This window comes from Actinomadura madurae (assembly GCF_900115095.1).
Classification (GTDB): domain Bacteria; phylum Actinomycetota; class Actinomycetes; order Streptosporangiales; family Streptosporangiaceae; genus Spirillospora; species Spirillospora madurae.
Window position 1 is genome coordinate 275,429 of record NZ_FOVH01000003.1, and the last position, 21,140, is coordinate 296,568.

Genomic DNA, 21,140 nt, shown 5'->3' on the forward strand with positions numbered 1-21,140 from the left:
GCGATCCCTGATCGCGGACGTTTTCAGGCCCGATCCACACCCGGAAATCGATAGTCGGGCTCCGCGTTCAAGATCAACTCACGCTCCGGCGTGGGCCGAGCCGGTCACCTTGCCTGGAGGCGACATCGCTTGCCGGCATGTCGGTGTCTCTTGGCAGTGTTTGGTGTGCCTGTCATTCTGGGCCTCGGTAGTCAACGGATAGGGCATCGTGACATGACCGCTGACGGTTCTCTGGCCCCACCCGCGATCGACACCCTGCAGGAACTGCTGAGGTTGCTGGCCGACGAAATTCCAGCCGCGGTCGAACTGCGTCATCGGCTTCACCGCGTTCCGGAACTCGGGTCGGAAGAGCATGCCACGGTCGCGCTCATCGAGGATTCCCTTCCTGTCCAGGGGCGGAGTTTCGCCGGGACGGGACGGCTGGTTTCGATTGGGGACGCGTCCCACGACGCCGTTTGGGTTCGGGCCGAGCTCGACGCTCTGGCGATCAGAGAACGGACCGGGGCGCCGTACGCCGCTACGGGTGAGAACATGCATGCCTGCGGTCATGACGTGCATCTCGCGGCGTTGGTCGCCCTGGTGCGTGCTGCTCACCGGATGCGGGACGGGCTGCCGGCCAGGCTCACCGCGGTGTTCCAGCCCAGTGAGGAGCGGCATCCGTCCGGGGCGCTGGCGCTGGTCAACGATCCGGAACTGGCGGTCGGGGTGAGGGCCGCCATCGCCGTGCACGTCCATCCGGAGCTGCCCTGGGGCGGTGTCGGGATCGAGCCGGGGGCCGTCAACGCCGCCGCCGACGCGGTGCACATCGTGATCAAGGGGGCGGGCGGGCATGCCGCCTACCCGCATCAGGCCACCGATCCCGTGCTGGCGCTGGCCCACCTGGTGGTCGGGCTGAACGGCCTGGTCGGACGCCAGGTGGATCCGACTCGGGCGGCGACGCTGACGGTCGGGAGCGTGCGGGCGGGCTCGACGGAGAACATCATTCCCGATGAGGCGGAGGCCAAGGTCACCTTCCGCGCCCTGGACGAGCGTGACCAGGACCGGCTGCGCGACGCCGTGAGGCGGATGGCGACCGGTGTCGCCGAGGCGCACGGCTGCACCGCCGAGTTGACGTTTCCCAAGAGCGAACCGGCGCTGGTGAACGACGACAGGGCGGCGCTCGCAGCTCGGTCGCTCGCCGCGATCGGCGGTTTCCGGCTCGCGCCGCCCTGGCGTTCCTGCGGCGGCGACGACTTCGCCCACTACAGGACCGTCTGCCCGGCATTGATGATTTTCGTAGGCCTGCGTGGTGCGCCGGAGTTCCAGCCCGCGCCGTTGCACCAGTCCGACTTCCTGCCGCCCGACGGTGCCGTGGCCGCGGCGGCCAGGGCGCTGGCCCTGGGTTACGTCGCGGGACTGTCGGTCGGCCCGGCCTCCTGAGGGGGACGCCGGAAGGTCATGACCTTGAAGAACGGGATGGCGCCGACCGAGCGCTCGCCCACGGGGATCAGTCCGGTGCGGATGGCGCTCTCCCGGAGTTCCTCGCAGGAGAAGGCGCCGATCATGTCGGCGTTTCCGCTGATGAACCCGCTGGCGTAGTCTTCCGACAGCCCGTGCGCGACCATGGCGTCGCGCCATTGCCCGGCCGCTTCGCCGGAGTCGATTCCCGAACCCTCGTCGATGCCGAACGAATCGGAGAAGACCAGGCTTCCGCCTGGTTGCAGGCGGCGGATGCATTCCTTGAAGAAGCTGTCGGCGCTGACGGGTCCGGTGGCGCGGTCGAGCATGAAGTGCATCACCAGGGACCCGAAGATGACGTCGTAACGGAGATCCTCGCGCACGCCCTGCCAGGCGATCTGCTTGAGAAGGTGGACGCGGGCGTTGACGTCGTCACCGAGGTATTCGCGGGCGATGTTGTGCATCTGCTCGGCGCGGTCGACCGCGTAGTAGCGGCCGACCGGCGGGAGGTCGCCGAGGGCTTCGGACGGCTCGCTGAGGTGCTTGATCCAGGGCAGGATCAGTGCGGTCAGGCTGCCCGTGCCGTGCCCGACCTCCAGCAGGTCCACCGGCTTGCCGGTGCCCTGGCGGATGTGCAGGATCTCGCGGGCCACTGCCGCGGCGCATTCGGAGATGAACTCGTTGTAGGGCGGGATCCAGCATCGAACGTGCTGGTCGTACCGGTCGAAGTAGGCCGGCGGCCGGCGCTCGGTCTGCTGGTTCCAGGCCAAGTCCCACTGGCCGATCCGGTGCTTGCTCAGCCATTTGCGCTTCAGGCTCACGAAGTCGTCGGCCGGATCGAACTGGACCGCGCCCTCCACCACCGCGTTGTAGAACACCCGCGCGTTCTCGCAGCGGTGTTCATCGTGCTCCACGACGAACATCTGCTGCTCTTTGAAGTCCCGGCTGCGGCGGTAGCCGCCGAAGGTGGCGTCGTCCTCGATGAGCAGCAGGTTCAGGCCGACCGTCTCCGTGCTGAACGGGTGCCGGGCACGCGGGTCGATGTCGTCCTTGGTGGCGACGAAGATCTTGTAGTCCTTGTGCCGCAGGAGCTCCTTGCGCCAGGTGTCGATGTAGCGCGACAGTTCCGACTCGCGTTCGAAGAACAGTTTCCAGTCGACGAGGAAGACGCGCTCGCCCACGGGAGTGGTCAGGTCCGGCTTGCTGGACTTCCAGAACGGCTCGATGTCGTCGGTGAGGTCGGCGATCGCCTTGACCTGGAGGTTCGGACGCTTCTGCAGGGCGTTGAACATCCGCACGTAGTAGTCGGAGTGCGCGGCGATGATCGACTGCCCGCCCTCGCGGATCCCACTCGCCATCGCCTTGACCAGGCCGTCCATCAGGTGCAGGTGGGCGTGATCGCCTTGATAGTTGTCCAGTACCTGCTGCACGCCGTGGTGGAATTCGGAGCGTGCGCGGCGAAGCTCTCGATGTCCCGGGCTGAGTGCGCCGCTCTGCAGCGCATCGAGCAGCTTGCGCAGATCCGTCTCGAAGCGCTTGAAGTTCGCTTCCCAGCTCGCGTCGTTCGGATACTGCAGGTATTTGGGTGCTCCGAAGTCCTCTGGAAGAGCCTCCGAGTCCTCCTGCTTCAAAACGATGACAGGAATGTCCGCACGCCGTGCGAAGCCGACCTCGAATGCCAGGTTGGGCCGGCCCGACGACCCCTCCAGGATCATCAGGTCGCACTGGAGGAGCTGGTTCTCTATCTCCGCGCCGATATTGCGGATGTGCTGCTGCTGGCTCCAGTCGTACACATCGTAGTCGCGCTCGGCGAGCTGCTTTCGCACAATGTCGAGAGCCTTGTTCAGGGCGCTCTCCTCAGAAACCTGCTGAGACCAGGCGAGAAACACTCGTATGCGATCCAAGGCCCATCCAGTCTTTCGGTTTATTGATCGGATTCACATGACGCAGATGTCACGGAGTGCAATGGATATGCTACGGTCTTTTGTTCTTGCTGTCAGCAGGCTGCTCGGCCATATGCGGTCCGGTCAATTGAGACGGGCCTCATCGGACCTGCGCGAAGATCGCGCGGAGCCGGGCGGCCAGACCCGGTGGACCGGGATGCCGCGGCGCCGGGCCTCCTCGACGACCTCCGCCGTGCCGCCCCGTCCCGCCGCCGGCCGTCCGTCCCAGACCGCGATCAGTTCGTCCACCGACTCCAGCATGACGGCGTTCGCCGCCTGATGGGCGTGCGAGGTGGAGCTGGAGAACGGGAGGCGGCGTATCACGGTGGCCGCGGCGAGCATCCGGTCGTACAGCGCCCGCGCGGACACGGGAAGCGCATGACGACGGTCGGCGGCGCAGACCACCGCTTCCAGCGTCCCGCCGAGTTCGAGGACGACGTTCGCGAAGATCTGGTCGACGCCCTCCGCGAGGCAGGAGACCCCCACGAACTCCGGGGCACGGGAACCGAGCAGCTCCCGGATCCGCGCCTCCACCGTGAAAGCCGACCGCGGGGTCAGGTCCCGATGGCCGGTCACGGCGATGCGTGCCACCAAACGATCACCATCCTTGCCCCGGCGCCATCCTGCCACGCGTCCGGCCGGGGCGGGATCAGCTGTGCGATGCCCACCAGAGAGTGTGCTCACGCGAGATCGCCTCCTCCGCCTCGTCGACGAAATGCGCCCACTCCGCCTCGGTCTCGGGCCAGTGCGCGCGCGAGGCGATGTCGGCCAGCTCCTGGGCGGCGACCGCGTAGGCGCTGGCCAGCTGATGGTGCTGCCGGGTCTGCAGCCAGGCCACACCCGCGGCGGCCAGCGCGCCCGCCACCCCGGCCAGGTCGATGTCGACCAACTGCACCACCTTCAGCACGGCGCAGACGAGCCCGATCGCCTCGACCACGGCGAGCACGACCGACCACCTGGCGGCTCGCCGCTCGTTCAGAAGCGCCCGGGCGGAGTACCACGAGCGCTGATCATTGATCCGGCCCAGCGTGTAGGCATGCCGTCGTTCGTCCAATGGCAGCGCCCTCATCTGCCGCATCGCGTTCGTGACCTCCAGCCCCCCTTCAGGAGGCGGCACCACGACGACGCCCCGGAGAGCGTCCGCGATGCTGCCGAACCGGCGAAGCAGCTGCTCGTCGACGTGGCGCCCGTCCTCGTCCCCCTGGTCGAAGGGACGGCCCCCGACCAGGTAGCGCCACGCCAACGACTTGACCGACTCAGCCATGGCACGCGCCGCGTACCAATGCCGGTCCGGCCGCACGGTCAGCAGATAGACGTCGGTCACCAGGGCCACGATCAGTGCCGTGGCGGCTCCGAAGGCGGCGAGGTCCAAGCGTCCGCTCTCCAGGCTCAGAGCCCCGAAGAGCGCCGCGGCGACGAGTGCGGCCAGCCGGAGCCTGGTGGCGACGAGAAGCCTCTGCTGCCCCAATTGCGCACAGCGATCGGCGGCCCGATATGACGCCGGGAACTCCACCTCTGAAATCAGCTCCACATCCTCATGTGAGGCCAACCACGGGCACCCGTCTAGGGAAAACCTGACAGTGGGCCAACGAAGTGGCTGTTCGGATAGCCCTTTAGCCTGCCGTGGCCGTCAGAGCTGGCGGCGAACCCCGTACTTCAGGTGCAGGACCCCTTCGCCCTGGACGACCACATGGGGGTCCTCCAGGAGGCGCTGGGCGGCGATGGCGCCGAAGTAGCGCTTGCCCGCACCGAACACCACCGGCACGACGTCCATCGCCACCTCGTCCACGAGGCCGGCGGCGAGGGCCTGGCCGCCCACGTCGCCGGCGTTCACGGCGACGGCACGGTCCCCGGCCAGCTCGCGGGCCTTGCCGATCGCGGCCGTCACGTCATCGACGAAGTGGTAGGACGCTTCGGGGTGCCAGCCTTCGGGCTTCGGACGGTGGGACACGACGACCACGTGGTCGCCCGTGGGTGGCCGCCCTTCCCAGCCGTTCACCAGGTCGAACAGGTGGCGGCCCATCACGATCGTGCCGATCGACCGCCACATCGCCCCGACGTACTCGGCCGATGCCCGCGAGACCCTGAAGCCGCTTCCGGCTCCGGAGTGGTCGTACCCGCCGGCCTCGACGATAAGGGTGTCGCCGTTGAAGTACCAGTCGTGGAGCGGCCCGACGTCGTCCTTCTCGTCGGCGATGAAGCCGTCCACCGACGTCACGCTATGCATGATCACTGTGCCCACGGGTCGTCCTCCAGTCTTCCTGCGCCTCCGTTCTCCGATCTTGTCGTTCCCGGCCGCGGCCGGGCATGTAAGAAATCACTCCGCGGGCATCGGGCCGGCGTCCGGCGGGAACCCCTCCTCGGCCGGGAACCGGCGCCGCAGGGCCAGGAATTCCGTCGGGGTGTGGCCGGTGAAGTCCTTGAACTCCCTGGTGAAATGGGCCCGGTCGTAATAGCCCGCCGCGTGCGCGAGGTCCGACCAGTCGACCGGACGCCGGGCGTCCACGGAAAGGATCAGCCGAGCGAAGCGGTAGATCCGCGCCACCCGCTTCGGGGTGACCCCGACATGAGACGTGAACCGCGCGGCCAGGTGGTTGCCGCTCACCCCCGCGTCCTCGGCCAGCGCACGGACCGGGATCGCGCCGTGGGAGGCCTCCAGACGCCGACCGGTGTGCAGGACCAGGCCGAGGCCGCGCGAGGGCGCCTCGGCGAGCCGCGACAGCAACTCCGTCTCCACTGCCCGCAGTGCCTCGGTGGGCGAGGTCACGTCGCCCACCTGGTTCCGGATCCGGTCGATGGACCGTCGCCAGACGTCGTCCACCGGCACCCAGCGGTTCCGCAGCTCGGACGCCGGCATGCCGACGAACGGTGACAGCCCCCAAGGCTTGAAGTGCACCCCGACCAGCCGAACCGGGTTGGGGTACTCGTAGCGGAAACGTCGGGTCCATAGGCCCATGAACCATCCGTCGCTGAGCGCCGCCGACGGTACCGAAGGGTCGGAATCCCATAGGCGTGTAGGGCCGCCCAGGTTGATGAACAGGTGTGCCGAGGGCATTGGCGGGACGTCCATGCGGTGGTGGTGCGGCACCCCGGTCAGGCAGTAGATGTCGTCGATGAAGCGATCGAGGGGTGGGGCGGGCACCCTGCCGACGTATTCCATGGGCTCAGTGTGGCCGTTTCCATGGGCTCAGTGTGGCCGTCCCCGGTCGGGTCCGGGGGCCGCCGGGGGTGCCTTCCTCCTTCCGGGAGGTGGCGCGCCCGGGTTACGGTCCCGGAATGAATCTTGATCATCTGGTGTACGCGGCCCCCGATCTGGCCGCGGCGGTCGAGGACGTCGCACGCCTGACCGGGGTGCGGCCGGTGCCGGGCGGGTCGCACGTCGGCAAGGGCACCCGGAACCACCTGCTGGGCCTCGGCGGTGCAGCCTTCCTTGAGGTCATCGGACCGGACCCCGGGCAGCCCGATCCGGCGGGGCCTCGGCTGTTCGGGATCGACGATCTGACCGGGCCCGGATTGGTCGGCTGGGCCGTGGCCACCGACGATCTGGACGGGACCATCGATCGTGCTCGGGCGGCCGGGTACGACCCCGGGCCCGCCCAGGAGATGTCGCGTCGACGTCCCGGTGGGGAACTGCTGCGGTGGAGGTTGACGGCGCCCCGGACGGGACCGGTGCCGTTCCTCATCGACTGGGGCGAAACGCCTCATCCGGCGCGTGAACTCCCCGTCGTGCGCCTGCTCTCGTTCGACGCCGTCCATCCCGAACCCGAGGCCGCGCGGAAGGATGTGTCAGCCCTCGGGGTCGAGCTGAACGTACGAGAGGGCGCGCGTCCGTCGTTGGCCGCACGCCTGGAAGGGCCGAACGGGCCGGTGACACTCAGCTAGTCAGCCCGCCGCACACGCCTTCACGCTTGGGCGCCCCGTGGGCTCGGTGTCGCGGTGGCCGATCGGGTCAGCGCAGGTCAGGAGTGTGGGCTTTGAGCTCTGCGAGGAACGCGCTCGTCAGGCGGCTTTGGTAGCCGTCCTTCCGGCGGACGGCGACCACGGGCAGTTCCGCTGTCAGGCCCTGCACCTCGACCGTGCGCAGGCTGCCGATGCGCAGTTCTTCGCGGATGCCGCTGAGCGGCATGAGCGCCACCCCGAGCCCGGCCTCCACCAGGCGTTTCTGCGCGGTGAGGCTGTCGATCAGGGTGATGGAGGGGTCGGCGAGCCCGGCCGCCGCCAGCTGCCGTCGCAGCACGTGCCCGAACGAGTCGGGCTGGAGGCGCTCGGGTGGGAAGCCGAGCCAGCGCTCGTCCCGGAGGGGCCCCAGATCCGGTATCCGCCGCTCGGCGATCTCGTGCGAGGCGGGCACCACGACCAGGAGCCGCTCCGCGCCGAGCGGGACGGACTCCAGCGCGGGATCGGGATCGGGGAAGTAGCGCAACCCCAGCGCGGCCTCACCGGTGCGGACCAGGACGCTCACCTCGCGGCTCGTGGCCGTCCGCAGGTCGACGGGGGCATCCGGGAAACGCGCCTCGAACGCGCGCAGCGCGTCGACGATGTGCGAGTCGGCGAGCGTTCCGACGATGGCGACGCTCAGGGCCTGCGCCTCGCCCGCCACGTCCCGGACGGCCTGCTCGCCGTCGCGGACGGCGGCCAGCGCCGCCTGGGCGTGCGGGAGGAGCGCCTTCCCGGCCTCGGTGAGGGCGACGCGGCGGCCGGTGCGGTCGAACAGCGGCGCGCCAAGCGAGCGTTCCAGCTCGCGGATGCGCCGGCTGATCGCCGGCTGGGACCGTCCGAGCCGCGTGGACGCCTCGGTGAACCCGCCCACCTCGGCGATGCACACGAACGTCTCGATCTCGTCGATGGTCATCCCCATCAGTATTACTGATGAATCGCATCGGGAACATGCATTTGACTGATGGCCGATTCGCGGGCGAGGCTGGGAACATGACCGATCAAGCCGCCAAAGCGACCGCTTTCCAGGCCCTGCATCAGCGCCCCGAACCGCTGCTGCTTCCGAACCCGTGGGACGCCGGGACGGCGCGGCTGCTGGCGCACCTCGGTTTCGAGGCACTCGCCACCACCAGCCTCGGTGTCGCCAACCTGCACGGCCGGCGCCGTGCGGGCCGCCAGGAGATCCTGGACAACTGCCGCACCATCGACGAGGCGACCCCGCTGCCCGTCAACGCCGACCTGGAGAACGGCTTCGCCGACGACCCCGCCGAGGCGGCGAAGATGATCGCGGAGGCCTGCGCGCACGGCGCCGTCGGGGCGTCCATCGAGGACACGACGGGGAACCGGCGCAGCCCGATCTACGACTTCGGCCTGGCCGTCGAGCGGGTGCGCGCGGCCGTGGAGGCCGCCCGGACCCTGCCCGTCCCGCTCGTGCTGACGGCCCGAGCCGAGAACCTGCTCTACGGGATCGACGATCTCGACGACACCATCCGGCGCCTCCAGGCCTTCGAGGAGGCCGGTGCCGACGTCCTGTACGCGCCCGGCCTGCGCACCCTGGACCAGATGCGCACGGTGGTCGCGTCCGTCGGCAAGCCCGTCAACGTCGTGATGGGCTTCGCCGACCCCTCGATCACCCTGGACCAACTGGCCGAGATCGGCGTGCGGCGGGTGAGCATCGGCGGCGCGCTCTCCAGATTGGCCATGCGCTCGTTCCTGGACGGCGCCCGCGAAATGCGCGAAGGCCGGTTCGGTTTCGTGACCGACGTGGCGCCTATGTCCGACCTGCTCCCGGCGTTCGTCCGGTAGCAGGCACCGTGCTCGTCCTGGACGCCCAGTCGAGGAGAGCGAAGCCCAACGCGAATCCCAGCATCGTGAACACGCCGCGCGGCCAGAAGATGTGGCTGTCGATGAACGACCAGCCGGATACCAGCAGGACGGCCGTGCCTGGAAGAACGCGGACGCCGTGCCGCGGCCACAACGCGACCGCGGCGGCCACGACGGCGACGATGAGGGCGTAGGCACCGATATGCCCGAGTGCGTCGCCGGTGTCGTAGAGCGGCTGTTTCAGCGCTCCCAGATCCGCGGTCTGCGGAGCGTGCTCGACGGTGGTCCCCGCCGCGATACCGGCGACCGCGTCCAGCCCTGTGTAGTAGGCGGCATAGGCGAACGCGGCGACCCACGCCACCCCGCTGGCCACGCCCGCGATGTTGCGGTGAGGCCGATGCCACAGGACCACCAGCAATCCGGCCGGCAGCAGCGGGAACACAGGCAGCAGCACGATATGCAGGTGAGCCCAGTCTTCCGCGGTCCCCCTGGACAGTCCGTGGGGGTGAACCCACCCCGCCACGGCCAGGACGAGCGGCGCGGCGACTACCAGAACCAACCTTCCGATGCTCCACACCCCCGCGATCGTAGAACCACAAGCCCCGCCCACCAGATCCCGTAAGCGCTCCGTAATACGACGCTTTCGATGTTGTGCTTCCCTTGAGTGCTCGACGCCGGCCAGGGAGGGACCGAAGCCATGCCGCTGTTCGAAATGACGCCCGAATCGCTGGTACCGGTGCCCTCGTCCACCTTCACGGCGGAGCAGGTACTCGAACGGGCGGACCTGCAACGCCTGCTGCGCGCTCGCATCAGCGCCATCGCCGACGGGGTGCTGATCGTCTCCGAGGAGTTCGGAGCCTTCACCGACGCCCGCCGCCGCATCGACCTTCTGGGCATCGACCGGGAGGGGCATCTCGTCGTCTTCGAGCTCAAGCGGACCGAGGACGGCGGCCATCTGGAGCTCCAGGCGCTGCGGTACGCCGCGATGATCTCCGCGATGACCTTCGAAGACCTGGTGGAGCACTACGAGCGGTACCTGGCGCGGGTGGAGCCGTCCGCCGTCGAGGAGGCGCACTCCCGCCTCACCGACTGGCTGGAGGAGGCCGACGGGGAGAACACCGTGCTCAGCCGCGAGGTCCGCATCGTGCTGGTCTCCGGCGGTTTCGACCGCGAGATCACCACGACCGTCCTCTGGCTGACCGAGGTGTACGGGCTGGACATCCAGTGCGTTCGTCTCACCCCGTACAAGGTGGGCGATCGGCTCCTGCTGGACGTCCAGCAGGTCATCCCACTCCCGGAAGCGAGCGAGCTGACGATCCAGCTCAGGCGCCGCGAGACCCGGGCGCGAGCGGCGCGCACCGGCGACGGCCGCGACTGGACGCCGTACGTGATCACCACTCCGGATGGACGCACCGAGCCTCTCCGCAAGCGGCGTGCCGTCCTGGCCATGGTGACGGGCCTCCACCGGGCCGGCGTCGCAGCGGAACAGCTCGCCGAGGCACTGCCCAACTCCAAGTTCATCTCGGTCGACGGCACGCTGACCGGAGAGGACCTTGCGGACGCTCTGGCGACGGCTTATCCGGGATTCAGCGAACGGCTGCGACGCTGGTTTCTGGAGTCCCCCCTCCACGACGGCGACCGCACTTGGGTGCTCTCCAAGATGTGGGGGGCCAACACCGAGCGCATGCTGGAACGCCTCACCGCTCTGGCGCCGCCAGGCTCCCGCTTCGGGTACGAACCATCCCCCGCGGACCAGGGGAGCCCCTGAACACGACACACCGGCGCTGGGGCGGGTGGCGTAGATTTCGCGGGTGGGCGTGGAGTTGAGGGTGGGGGCCCGGGTGGCGGTCCGGCGGGTGCGGGCCGAGGATGAGGCGCGGTTCGTCGAGCTGGCGTGTGCCAGTTCCGCGTTCCATCGGCCCTGGGTCAATCCGCCGGTGTCGGCGGAGCAGTTCTCGGCGTATCTCGCGCGGTTCGACGAGGTCACTGCGGTCGGAATGGTGGTCTGCCTGCGGGACGGGGGAGACCTGGCCGGCTTCGTCAACATCAACGGGATCGTCCGCGACTCTTACCAGCGCGGCATGCTGGGGTACGCGGCCTTCCTGCCCTACGCGGGACAGGGATACCTGAGCGAAGGGGTCGCGCTCGCTGTGAGGTACGCCTTCGAGCGGTTGGAACTGCACCGCGTCGAGGCCGACATCCAGCCCGGGAACGACGCGTCGGTCCGGCTGGTGAAGCGGCTCGGTTTCCGCAGGGAGGGGTTCTCTCCCGGGTTCATCAAGATCGACGGGGAATGGCGGGACCACGAGCGGTGGGCGCTCGCGAAGGGCGTCGATCGCGTTTATTGATCTTGTGAACTAGACATATCACTACAAAATTAGAAGCGCAGCGCCGTGTCTTGATCTCCTGGGGGTCAGCAGGTGGGCGTCCGCAATGAAGAACCCGGCCAGACGATCGAGTGGCCGGGCGCACTCGACGTGCGCGGACTCCTGGAGGACGGCTGGCGGCCCACGCCGATCCGCGACTTCATCCTCAAGGTCCACAGCAGATGCAACCTGGCGTGCGACTACTGCTACATGTACGAGATGGCCGACCAGGGCTGGCGGCGGCAGCCCCGGCGGATGTCGCGGCAGGTCCTCGAATGGGCGGCGAGGCGCGTCGCCGAGCATGCGCGGACGAACCGGATCCCCGACGTCCAGGTCGTGCTCCACGGGGGCGAACCGCTGCTCGCGGGCGCGGAGCACCTCGGGTACGCGATCGAGACGATCGTCGCGGCGGCGGAGCCGGACGTGCGCGTCGGCTTCAGCGTCCAGACCAACGGTGTCCTGCTGGACGAGATGTTCCTCGACCTGTTCGCCGAGCACGGCGTCTCGGTGGGCGTGAGCGTGGACGGTGACGAGGACGGCCACGACCTGCACCGGCGGCGCGCCGACGGTCGCGGTAGCTACCAGGCGGTGCGGGACGGCCTGGAGCGCCTCACCGGGCCGAACTATCGGCATCTGTTCGGCGGGGTGCTGAGCACCATCGAACTGCGCAACGACCCGATCGTCACCTACGAGTCGCTCCTGAGTTTCGAGCCGCCCGAGATGGACTTCCTGCTGCCGCACGGGAACTGGGACACGCCGCCTCCCGGACGGCCGCCGGACGAGTCGACGCCCTACGGGGACTGGCTCATCGCGATCTTCGACCGGTGGTACGCCGCGGAGGCGGACGACGTGCGCATCCGGCTGTTCAGCGAGATCATCCGGCTGCTGTTCGGCCGGATGTCGGCCAGCGAGGCCGTCGGGCTGTCCCCGGTGGCGGTGGTCGTGGTGGAGACCAACGGCGAGATCGAGCAGGTCGACTCGCTGAAGTCGGCGTACGACGGGGCGGCGGGCACGCGGCTGCACGTGTCGCGCGACCCGTTCGACACCGTCCTGTCGCTGCCGTCCGTCGCCGCGCGGCAGATCGGGCGGCGGGCCCTGTCGGACCAGTGCCTGGCCTGCGCGGCGCACGAGGTCTGCGGCGCGGGCCTCTACCCGCACCGTTACCGGTCGGGCACGGGCTTCCGCAACCCGTCCGTCTACTGCCAGGACCTGCTCAAACTGATCACCCACATCCGGGACGTGCTCAGCCGCGACCTGGACCTCTCTGCGGCGGAGCCGGTGGCCACCGCGGTCTGAGGTCAGATGGGCGGCGGGTCGAAGTCGGCGTCGAGCCGGCGTCCCTCCAGGAAGACCCGGGCATCGGGGTGGTCGAGTGTGAGGGTGCGGCGGTAGCGCTCCTCGGTGTCGTCGTACAGCGCCGTGGCCTCGTCGTCCCGTCCGAGCGCCCGCAGGTCGGCGACGGTGTTCGCGGCGGCCGCCAGCGTCAGGGGGTGGTTGTCGCCCAGGAGCGCCCGGAGCCGCCGCAGGCTGCCCGAGCAGAGCCGGTACGCCGACTCCGTCTCCCCGATGGCGGCCAGGTCGCTGGCCAGGTTGATGGCGACGGTGAGCGAGTAGTGGTGGTCGCGCCCCAGCTTCACCTCCAGGCCCGCCAAGGCGTCCTCGTTGAGCTTCCTGGCTATCTCCGGATCCCCGGTGATGCGCCGCAGGACGGCCAGGTTTCCCGCGCAGGCGTGGTTGTAGGGGTGCTCGGCGGCGTAGATCCGCGGATAACGGCGGACGGTGTCGTCCGCGAGGACCAAGGCCTCCTGGAACTCGCCGATCGTCCGCCGGATGTTGGCGAGGCAGACGGCCGCGGCGAGGGTGTCCGGGTGGTCCAGCCCGTAGATCCGCACGTAGCGCTGCTGGATCTCCTCGGCCAGTTCCAGGGCGCGGTCGTAGTCCCCGGCGCGGCGCCAGGCGATGGAGAGGTCCTTGCCGGCGCGCAGCGTCCAGGCGTGTTCGGGGCCCAACTGCTCGATGCCGAAGGCGTAGACGTCCTCGCCGAGGTCGCAGGCCTCGGAATAGTCCCCGCCGAGCCGCACCGTTCTGACAAGCCCCGTGTAGATGTTGAGGTAGGAACTGGGGTCCGAGGACGCGCCGTCTTCGGCGAGCACTCCGCGCAGCACCTTCTCAAGGCGCGTCCGGGCGTTCGTGTAATCGCTCTTGAGGCCATAGTCGAGCGCCACGCTGTTCACGGCGCGCCAGGTGTTCCAGTCCGTTGCTCCGAACTTGGATTCGTACCGGCGCAGCGTTTCCTCGTCGATCTCATGGGCCTGCTGGAAGTCGCCGCTCGCTCTCAGGTCCGCCGCGCGTCCGCGAAGAGCGCGCAGGGTCGTGTCGTGGTCGTGGCCGAGGGCCTTTTCGGCCGTGCTGAGCGTCTGCCGGTTGAGTTCGGCCGCCTCTTCGTACTGGCCGAGTTCGCGCAGGAGGTTGCCCAGTTCGACGTGGAGCTTCAGGACGTCCTCGTGGTCGGGGCCGGACGTGGCGGTCCACTCGTCGATGAACGACTGAACGAAGGAGCGGGCGGACGGGAAGTCCGCCGACGAGTAGAGATACGTGATCATATTGAGCGCGAGCTCGCGCACTTCCGGGGCCTGGCACTGCGCGACTCCGGCCGGTTCGAAGTGGCCGAGCGCGTTGAGATAGGTGTTCCAGTTGTTCGCGTTGCTCGGGTCCGACGGGGTGTACGCGGCCAGCAGCACGTGAACCTCATGGCGGAGACGGTCCTGTTCCGCGCTCGGCAGCTCGTCCCGCACGAGAGCCTGGATCAGCCGGTGCACCTGGATCGTCCGGGCGGGGATGTCCAGCCTCGCGAGGGCGAAGCGTCCGAGTTCCCCGATGGCGCGGCCGAGCCGGATGGGGTCCTCGATGAGGTTCGAGAGCTGGGGGCTCAGCCCGCGGACCACCTTGCTGAAGGCGTCCCGTGGGATCGGCTCCGGACCGAAGAACGCGCAGTAACGCAGGAGATCGAGGGCCTCCGGCAGCTTCTCCTCCAAACTGGCGACCGAAAGGGCCCAGGCGGCGGTCATGGACACCGGGTATTCGGTCGGCTTGCCTTGGGAGAGCAACTGGCTGGTGCGTTGCGTGAGAAGCCGGAGGTACTCGGATACGGCGATGCCGGTCTCGACATGGAGCGCGCCGGCCTGTTCCAGAGCGAGCGGCAGGTCCCCGAGCTCTTCCGCGAGCCGGTCCGCGTCTTCCGGGGTGATTCCTCGCGGGATCCGCCTGGTGAGGAACTCCACGCTTTCCTCGCGGGTGAAGACATCGATCGGAACGGCGTCGACGATGCCCGCCCAGCGGTGGTTGCGTGACGTGATCAGGACGTGCCCGGGGCCCTGCGGCAGGACGTCGGTGAGCTCCTCCGGCTCGTCCGCGTTGTCGAAGATCAGCAGCCAGTCGGTGTAGGGCTCTCCTCGGCGCAAGGCGTCCAGCACGGCGTTGGCCGCGTCCTCGACACCGCTCACGGATGCGGAGGGCAGGCCGAGGTGCTGCGCCAGGCTGGCGAGGGAGGAGCGGACGAGCACGGGCTGGTCGGCCGGGATCCACCACACCAGGTCGTAGTCGGATCTGTAGCGGTAGGCGTACTCGACCGCCATCTGCGTCTTGCCCACGCCGCCGAGACCGTGGAGGGCATGCGGGACGACCGCGGTGACCTGGTTGGCCAGGCCGTTGCGCAAGCGGGCGAGCAGATCCGTGCGGCCGGTGAAGTTCTTGTTCTGGGGTGGCACCTTCCCCCAGACCTGGGGGATCCGATCCGTGATGGTCGACTGGTCCGGTTGTGAACTGATCACTCGATCCCCCTGCATCACGCTGGAGACTGCGAAGCGAGCTGCATCACGTCGTAGTCAAGCAAATTCACCAACCAAGACAGTATATTGAAGTCGGCGATTTAGATATGTGTCACGTGACACGGAGAGGGTGTGTCACTTTTGGTCGTTCCCTCTTCGCCTCTTTCGGGCTGGCCGAATTCTGTGGACATTTCAACTCTGGCGTCTTACCGTACTTTCTGAGATCATGACCGCGGTCGCTTCGCGGCGGCCTGCCATGATCTGCCAATGGACTCGCACCGGCGAAGACATCAGGGAGAGGCCAATGTCCAAGTTCCCATTCCTGTTGCCCAGCGAGGGCGTACGGACGGGGCCCGCCGTCGGCGCCACGAGTCCCGGGCTCCGCAGGGTGCGTGCTGAGCTGGCCCGTCACGGTTCCCTGGGGCGCTCGTTCGACAACAAGTGCGCCCACGACCGGACGTCCGCGGACCTCGAGTTCGCGAACAGGGTGCCCGCATCCTGAACTGAGATCGATCACGGTACGGCCGGAAGGGCGGAGATAACGGCCGACCGACTCATGTTTTTTGGACATTGAGGCCGGAATGCGCCGCCGTCACATTGTCCGGTCGTTTCGTTCGGCCATGCGTTACGCTCGGGTGAGGCGGCCGGTGTCATCCTCCAAACGGGTGCCTGCTCATGGGACGGAACGATGATCGCGCAGTCTTCCCTTGGTCCACCCGGCCCTGAGGTGCCCGGGCGAACGCGCGAGGAGCCGAACCGGGAGATCTTTTACGGCGGCGATCAGCAGATAGCCGAAATCGCGACCCTGTGGAAGCGCAATCGGCTTCTCGTCCTCAACGGCATGGCGGGTGTCGGCAAGACCTCCCTGCTGCGCGCCGGCGTCATCCCGTCCCTCGATGCCGAGGGGGCGCACGTCCTGCCCGTGGCGCACCTGGCGCATCGGCCGTCCTTCCCGGTGGCCGCGCTGGCCGAGCACAACGTTTTCCGGCTCGCCGTGCTGGCCTCTTGGTACCCGCGCGAGTCCCCGGTCCACATCTCCGAGCTGACGATCGGGGCCTTCCTGCGCAAGCAGCGTCGCAGGGACCGGCTCGGCCGGCCGCTGCCGATGCTGGGGGCCATCGACGGACTGGAGGCGCTGCTGCGCGCGTCCGACCGGCACGAGCGGCACCGCCAGGACTTCCTCGACGAGCTGGCGACGGCCGCGAAGGAGATGCCCGACCTGCACCTGCTGCTGGTCGTCCGCGACGACGCGATCGACGCCGCGCTGGACTTCGCCGGCCGGCTCGGCGAGGCCCCTCCAGCAACCCGGGAGCTCAAGCCGCTGGCGCCACAGGCGGCGCGGCAGTCGGCCTCGGCACTGCTCCACCGCGCCGACCACCCCGGCGAGGGCATCGCCGCGGCGCTGGTGCGGGAGCTCCGGACGGTCCGGTCGACCGGCGGCGTCCAGGTCATCTCGCGCGTCGAAGGCGTGCTCCTGCACCTGGTCCTCGCCGGCCTCTGGGAGGAGCTGAACGGCGATACCGAGGTGTCCGCCGACCGCCTGCGCGCCGAGGTGAACCGTGTTCTAGAGGACTTCTGCGCGCAGAGGCTCGCCACGATCGCCGCCGATCAGAGCCTCCCCGCCGGGACGCTCTTCTCCTGGTTCCGTTCGCTGTTCGGTGGTCCGGAGGGACGCGCCGGAGTCTCGCTGGCCCGCGCATGCGAGGCCATGCCCAGAGCGGTCGTCGACGCGGTGCAGGACGCCCACCTCATCCGGGCGAGGCTCCGAGACGGTGACCGGTACTACGAGCTCTTGCATCCGCGCCTCATGGAACCCGTGGAGCGCCTGGGCGACGGAGCCGTCCCCATCCGCCGGCCGGGGCCCTCGGCGCGTCTCCGGCAGGCTCACCACGCCCTGGCCACCGGCGATTCCGAACTCGCCCGCCGGCACACCGAGGCGGCCACCCGGGCGTGCGGCGGAGGCGATCTCCGGGTCCTCGCCGACGCGACGACCTTTCTCGGCGACATCGCCCACGAACGCGGGGACGCCGACACGACCGTCGTGCACTACCGCGAGGCCGCTGCGATCTTCGAGGCCGTCCCGGACAACGCCGCGGTGGGCTGGCTCCTGGCCGGAATCGGCCGGGTGCTCCTGCCGAGCGATCCGGGTGAGGCGGTACGCCAGCTCCAGGCCGCGGCGAGCCGGCTCCCGCACGAGCTCTCGGTCCAGACCGCCCTCGGGCAGGCGCTCTGGCGGTCCGGGCGGACGCGCGCCGCCCGCGCGGTGTTCGAGGACGTCCTCGGCCACGACAGCAAGAACCGCGAAGCCCTCGACGCCAAGCGAGCTTTGTCCAGTCCTGCGTAGAAGCACGGATTCTGTACTTACTTCTCAGTGCGCCACGCGTGAGGCATGCTCTGTAGGTCTCTATCCACTATGAAGGCGTATATCCCTTTCGTCTGATTGGCTGGGATGGCCACCGCCGCGGATCGGCATCTCGATAAATCATTGCGATCCGTGGTGCCCGTCAATTGCGGTGGCTGCTAGGATTCCTGGTCTGCCGGGGCCGCTGGCGTGCCTGTCCGGGAAAGCGCGACGGACGGGCATTTTGGCGACTCCTGGTGGAACCTTGTGCGCAGTATGGCCTTGGGCAGCAATTTGCTGGGCATATTTCGAAAGTGGATTGTCAAGGTCGACCGGGCTGCGGTGGTGCCCGCGGTCCGAAGCGAGGAGAAGTCAGAAGGTGGCCGCCGCCTCAGCAGAAATGAGCCTTCCGGGTGAAGGCGCGGCAGCCGATTCTGATCCTCCGCGACCAGTCTGGGTTCGCAATTATCGTCTGTTGCTGAGCGGTTCGGTGCTCTCGCAGCTCGGCACGCTGGGGGCGGCCGCGGCCAACCCGCTGCTGGCGCTGGCGCTGACTGGTTCGCCGATCGTGGCGGGCTGGGTGGCCGCCGCCAACACGCTGCCGGGGCTGGTACTGCACCTACCGGTCGGGCTGCTCGTCGATCGTTACGACCGCCGATGGATCATGGCGATCAGCCAGGGGCTCCGGCTGGTCAATTCGGTCGTCCTCATCTGCTGTCTCATCTTTCTCCCCGCCCCCTGGGCGGTTTTCGTCGTGGCCGCGGTGATCGATGGCTCGTGCGCCGTCTTCTTCCGGATAGCCGAGCTCGCGGCGGTGCGCCATGTGGTGCCGGACTGCGAAGCCGAGAGCAAGATGGGCAAGAGCGAGGCGCGCCACCATCTGGCCTTGGTGCTCGGGCGCCCGGTAGGAGGGTTGCTGTTCACCTTTGGACGGCAATTCCCTTACATACTGGATGCGGCGACCACGTGCATATCTCTTATTTCTATCGCCTGCCTCAAAGGTGATCTCAAGTCTGACCCGACCCTGCGAGGGGCCTCCCGGGCATCGAGCAGGAAGGCGTTGCCCTCCCTGCGGGAGGGGCTGGGCCATATCGCTCGTGACCGGTTGCTTCTCGTCGCGTTCGGTGCCTGTGCGGTCGCCAACGCCGGTTTCCAGATTGTGATTCTGCTGCTCGTTGTCGAGGCTGAGCGGCGGCACTTCACCGGCACGGTCATCGGTGCGATGCTCGCCACGTCGGGTGTGAGCGGGTTCCTTGGTGCGATCACCGCTTCCGCAGTGGTGCGATGGCTCAGGCCCGTCCTGACGATCAAATGCTGCGTGCTGCTCTGGGTCCCCCTCATCGTGGTGGTCGCCGCCGCGGACGACCCGCGGATCGGCATCGGCGCATGGGGCGCCTGCAGCTTCATGGGCGCCTACATCAACGTCGCGCTGGCGGTGCACCAGAGCAAGGTCATTCCCAAGGACGTCCTGGGCAGAGTCGAAGGGGTCACCCAGTTCCTGACGACCGGTGCGGTAGCGCTCGGCGCTTCCGCCGGGGGATACGTGATAAGCCGTTTCGGGACCCGGATGACGGCCGTCCTCGTGGCGGGCGCCTTCCTCGCCATCGCCGGCGTCGTCTGCCTCCTGGCCCACCCTCCCGGACGTGTCCGGCAGGCGGAGACCGGGGCGCGGAACGATGCGGTGGCCGAGGCGCCGAGCGATGCGGTACCCGGAGAGAAGCTGCCCGTGGGCAGTGCTGCGTCGGCGAGCGGGAACGCGTAGCCTGCGATTGGCGGACTCCGCCCTTCTTCGGGAAGCCTTAACCACCTTCGTTTCGCCCGATCTGTGTGAGATGACACATTATCGCGGTCCTATTCCGGTCGCTTCCGAGTTGACGGGTGAGCGCCCGCTCTGGGTGCTCCGTGGGGGTACGCTTTGCGCGTCGACCATGTCGGCTTTCTTGGGCATCTTCCGGTCGGAGGCGGGGCGTTTGATCACGTCGCTGAACGTCGATGATCAACATCGGCTGGTCCAGGCGATCCTGCGAATCGACGCAATGCGCGTGCAACGCGGCCGTACGGTTCTCCTGGAGACATTGGAACGCGAGCTCGGCCACCGGCTGCCGCTCGTGCACCATGACCAGGAAATGCTCGACGTCCTGCTGCTGGTCGACGTCCTTCTCAAATACCCGGGTGCCGCACAGGTTCTCGTGCGCATTCTCGAGACCTTCTACCAGGGGAGCCTGTCGGTGCGGGCTCTCGGTGATCTCGTCCGGGAGCTTCTCCCGGAACCATGGCTCGACCATGCCGAACGGCGCGACCTTCATCAGTTGATCACTTCGCTGGAGCAGACCGACCCCGGGCTCCCCCATCTGGCCAGGTTTCCGATGCTGTACCGGCGGGCGGTCGGGCCTGCGTGGCCGGAGCTGGATCGTGAGATCCGCAGCCTGCACGACGTGGTCGCGCTGCTTGAGGACATGCCCGCCGGCGACGACGGGGTGCCGCCGCTGCTGGCGTTCGTCGACGACCTGGCCGAGCATGCCGGCTATCCGACCGGGCCGGCCTTCCGGGACTGGCTGCGCCGCCAGATGGCGGCACAAGGCCTGGACGGCGTGCTCTTTCAGCGCCGCCAGGCGTCGCTGACGGCGCCGCCTGACTCGGAACCGTCCGAGAACTACCTGATCATCGGGTGCACCCCTGATGCACTGGAGCCCGATCGCTACCTCGTCACCGCGTGGCTCCAGGTCGGCCGGGAGCCCGGTGACACCTTGCAGTGCAGCGACGAGGCCCTGCCGCTCAGCAGGATCCCCGAACTCCTCGAACGGCTGCTCACTTCGGACAGCCTGGTGGTCAACCGGCGTAACCCCGATCTCACCATCGAGTTCATATTGCCGCGTCCTCTGCTGGACCATCCGTTCGAACAATGCAGAATCAACATCGCGGGACTCGAGCACCGGATCGGCATCCGATACCCCGTGGTCGTGCGCAGCCTGGACCGGATGCGCCACGCGGCGATCCATCCCGACTGGCGGCACAAATGGGGATGGCTGTCCGGCAACTCGGTGGACGCCCCCGTCTGCCTGCTGAGCCGGCGTGGTGAATACGACAAAGAGGAGCTGTACTCGAGATTGTCGAAGGCCTCCACGGCCGTGCTCGCGCTGGCCTTCCCTCCCTGGGCGGGCGCGAGCGATGTCCCGGACGAACACTGGGTGGGGCTGGTCGCGGGAATTCCCGTCGTCGCCTGGTGCCGGGACGGGCGCGACCCGGCCCGCTTCGCCAGGGAGGTCAAGGAACTGCTGGCGGCGGACCTGATGAAGCTGCCGCGCCGGACGAGGGAACTGCGGCGGCAGGCCCTGTCCGCCGGGGCCGAGGGCGCTGGAGGCGGCCACCTCGGGCTGCATCTGACCCTCGTGTTCGACGATGCCGATCGCGTACCCGAGCCCTACGTCCAGCTACGGCCGCCCGCCTAGCACCGTCTCCCGGAAGG

General features: G+C 68.5%; 17 protein-coding genes. 9 read left to right on the plus strand and 8 right to left on the minus strand.

Annotation, left to right across the window (positions count from 1 at the left end):
• Positions 1 to 213 precede the first annotated feature (213 nt).
• The gene (locus tag BM339_RS10855) at positions 214 to 1,419 is read left to right on the plus strand and encodes a M20 metallopeptidase family protein (RefSeq protein WP_075020757.1); all 1,206 of its coding nucleotides are present in this window, start codon (positions 214 to 216) and stop codon (positions 1,417 to 1,419) included.
• On the opposite strand, the gene BM339_RS10860 is transcribed toward BM339_RS10855, so the two are convergent.
• The 5 genes from BM339_RS10860 to BM339_RS10880 form a co-directional block, all read right to left on the minus strand.
• Positions 1,383 to 3,326 (minus strand): methyltransferase domain-containing protein, encoded by a 1,944-nt coding sequence (locus BM339_RS10860; protein WP_143118354.1) that lies wholly within the window; start codon positions 3,324 to 3,326, stop codon positions 1,383 to 1,385. The two genes, BM339_RS10855 and BM339_RS10860, sit on opposite strands and share 37 nt — an antisense overlap.
• A 138-nt stretch (positions 3,327 to 3,464) precedes the next feature.
• On the minus strand, positions 3,465 to 3,971 hold the full coding sequence (locus tag BM339_RS10865; protein WP_075020759.1) for a hypothetical protein: 507 nt from the start codon (positions 3,969 to 3,971) through the stop codon (positions 3,465 to 3,467).
• A 58-nt stretch (positions 3,972 to 4,029) separates the two neighbouring features.
• Positions 4,030 to 4,911, minus strand: coding sequence for a DUF4231 domain-containing protein (locus BM339_RS10870; RefSeq protein WP_021593030.1), 882 nt, complete (start codon positions 4,909 to 4,911; stop codon positions 4,030 to 4,032).
• 99 nt (positions 4,912 to 5,010) lie between these two features.
• Positions 5,011 to 5,607: a dihydrofolate reductase family protein gene (locus BM339_RS10875; protein WP_256255323.1), complete on the minus strand. Its 597-nt coding sequence runs from the start codon at positions 5,605 to 5,607 to the stop codon at positions 5,011 to 5,013.
• Positions 5,608 to 5,697: 90 nt separating this feature from the next.
• A complete protein-coding gene (locus BM339_RS10880) occupies positions 5,698 to 6,540 on the minus strand; it encodes a helix-turn-helix domain-containing protein (RefSeq protein ID WP_075020761.1) in 843 nt (280 codons plus the stop codon).
• A 116-nt stretch (positions 6,541 to 6,656) separates the two neighbouring features.
• On the opposite strand from BM339_RS10880, the gene BM339_RS10885 reads away from it, so the two are divergent.
• Entirely contained in the window at positions 6,657 to 7,262 is a 606-nt protein-coding gene (locus tag BM339_RS10885) for a VOC family protein (RefSeq protein ID WP_075020762.1), read from the plus strand.
• A gap of 67 nt (positions 7,263 to 7,329) precedes the next feature.
• Here the strand turns inward: BM339_RS10885 and BM339_RS10890 are convergent, their stop codons facing one another.
• Positions 7,330 to 8,232: a LysR family transcriptional regulator gene (locus tag BM339_RS10890; protein ID WP_021593026.1), complete on the minus strand. Its 903-nt coding sequence runs from the start codon at positions 8,230 to 8,232 to the stop codon at positions 7,330 to 7,332.
• A gap of 77 nt (positions 8,233 to 8,309) precedes the next feature.
• On the opposite strand from BM339_RS10890, the gene BM339_RS10895 reads away from it, so the two are divergent.
• Positions 8,310 to 9,122, plus strand: coding sequence for an isocitrate lyase/PEP mutase family protein (locus BM339_RS10895; RefSeq protein ID WP_021593025.1), 813 nt, complete (start codon positions 8,310 to 8,312; stop codon positions 9,120 to 9,122).
• Here the strand turns inward: BM339_RS10895 and BM339_RS10900 are convergent.
• Positions 9,088 to 9,717 (minus strand): hypothetical protein, encoded by a 630-nt coding sequence (locus tag BM339_RS10900; protein WP_083597542.1) that lies wholly within the window; start codon positions 9,715 to 9,717, stop codon positions 9,088 to 9,090. The two genes, BM339_RS10895 and BM339_RS10900, sit on opposite strands and share 35 nt — an antisense overlap.
• A 120-nt stretch (positions 9,718 to 9,837) precedes the next feature.
• Between BM339_RS10900 and BM339_RS10905 the strand changes: the two genes are divergently transcribed.
• The 3 genes from BM339_RS10905 to BM339_RS10915 all read left to right on the plus strand — a co-directional run bounded on the left by BM339_RS10905 (position 9,838) and on the right by BM339_RS10915 (position 12,802).
• Positions 9,838 to 10,908, plus strand: a complete 1,071-nt coding sequence (locus BM339_RS10905) for a hypothetical protein (RefSeq protein ID WP_075020763.1) — start codon at positions 9,838 to 9,840, stop codon at positions 10,906 to 10,908.
• Positions 10,909 to 10,951: 43 nt separating this feature from the next.
• A complete protein-coding gene (locus BM339_RS10910; RefSeq protein ID WP_033330221.1) occupies positions 10,952 to 11,488 on the plus strand; it encodes a GNAT family N-acetyltransferase in 537 nt (178 codons plus the stop codon).
• A gap of 72 nt (positions 11,489 to 11,560) precedes the next feature.
• Positions 11,561 to 12,802, plus strand: coding sequence for an FxsB family cyclophane-forming radical SAM/SPASM peptide maturase (locus BM339_RS10915; protein WP_075020764.1), 1,242 nt, complete (start codon positions 11,561 to 11,563; stop codon positions 12,800 to 12,802).
• 2 nt (positions 12,803 to 12,804) lie between these two features.
• Here the strand turns inward: BM339_RS10915 and fxsT are convergent, their stop codons facing one another.
• A complete protein-coding gene (gene fxsT, locus BM339_RS10920) occupies positions 12,805 to 15,336 on the minus strand; it encodes an FxSxx-COOH system tetratricopeptide repeat protein (protein ID WP_075020765.1) in 2,532 nt (843 codons plus the stop codon).
• A 724-nt stretch (positions 15,337 to 16,060) separates the two neighbouring features.
• Here fxsT and BM339_RS10930 point away from each other — a divergent pair.
• The 3 genes from BM339_RS10930 to BM339_RS10940 all read left to right on the plus strand — a co-directional run bounded on the left by BM339_RS10930 (position 16,061) and on the right by BM339_RS10940 (position 21,123).
• Positions 16,061 to 17,677: an ATP-binding protein gene (locus BM339_RS10930; RefSeq protein WP_075020767.1), complete on the plus strand. Its 1,617-nt coding sequence runs from the start codon at positions 16,061 to 16,063 to the stop codon at positions 17,675 to 17,677.
• Positions 17,678 to 18,053: 376 nt separating this feature from the next.
• Positions 18,054 to 19,436: an MFS transporter gene (locus tag BM339_RS10935; RefSeq protein WP_143118355.1), complete on the plus strand. Its 1,383-nt coding sequence runs from the start codon at positions 18,054 to 18,056 to the stop codon at positions 19,434 to 19,436.
• Positions 19,437 to 19,644: 208 nt separating this feature from the next.
• The gene (locus BM339_RS10940) at positions 19,645 to 21,123 is read left to right on the plus strand and encodes a VMAP-C domain-containing protein (RefSeq protein ID WP_143118356.1); all 1,479 of its coding nucleotides are present in this window, start codon (positions 19,645 to 19,647) and stop codon (positions 21,121 to 21,123) included.
• Positions 21,124 to 21,140 lie beyond the last annotated feature (17 nt).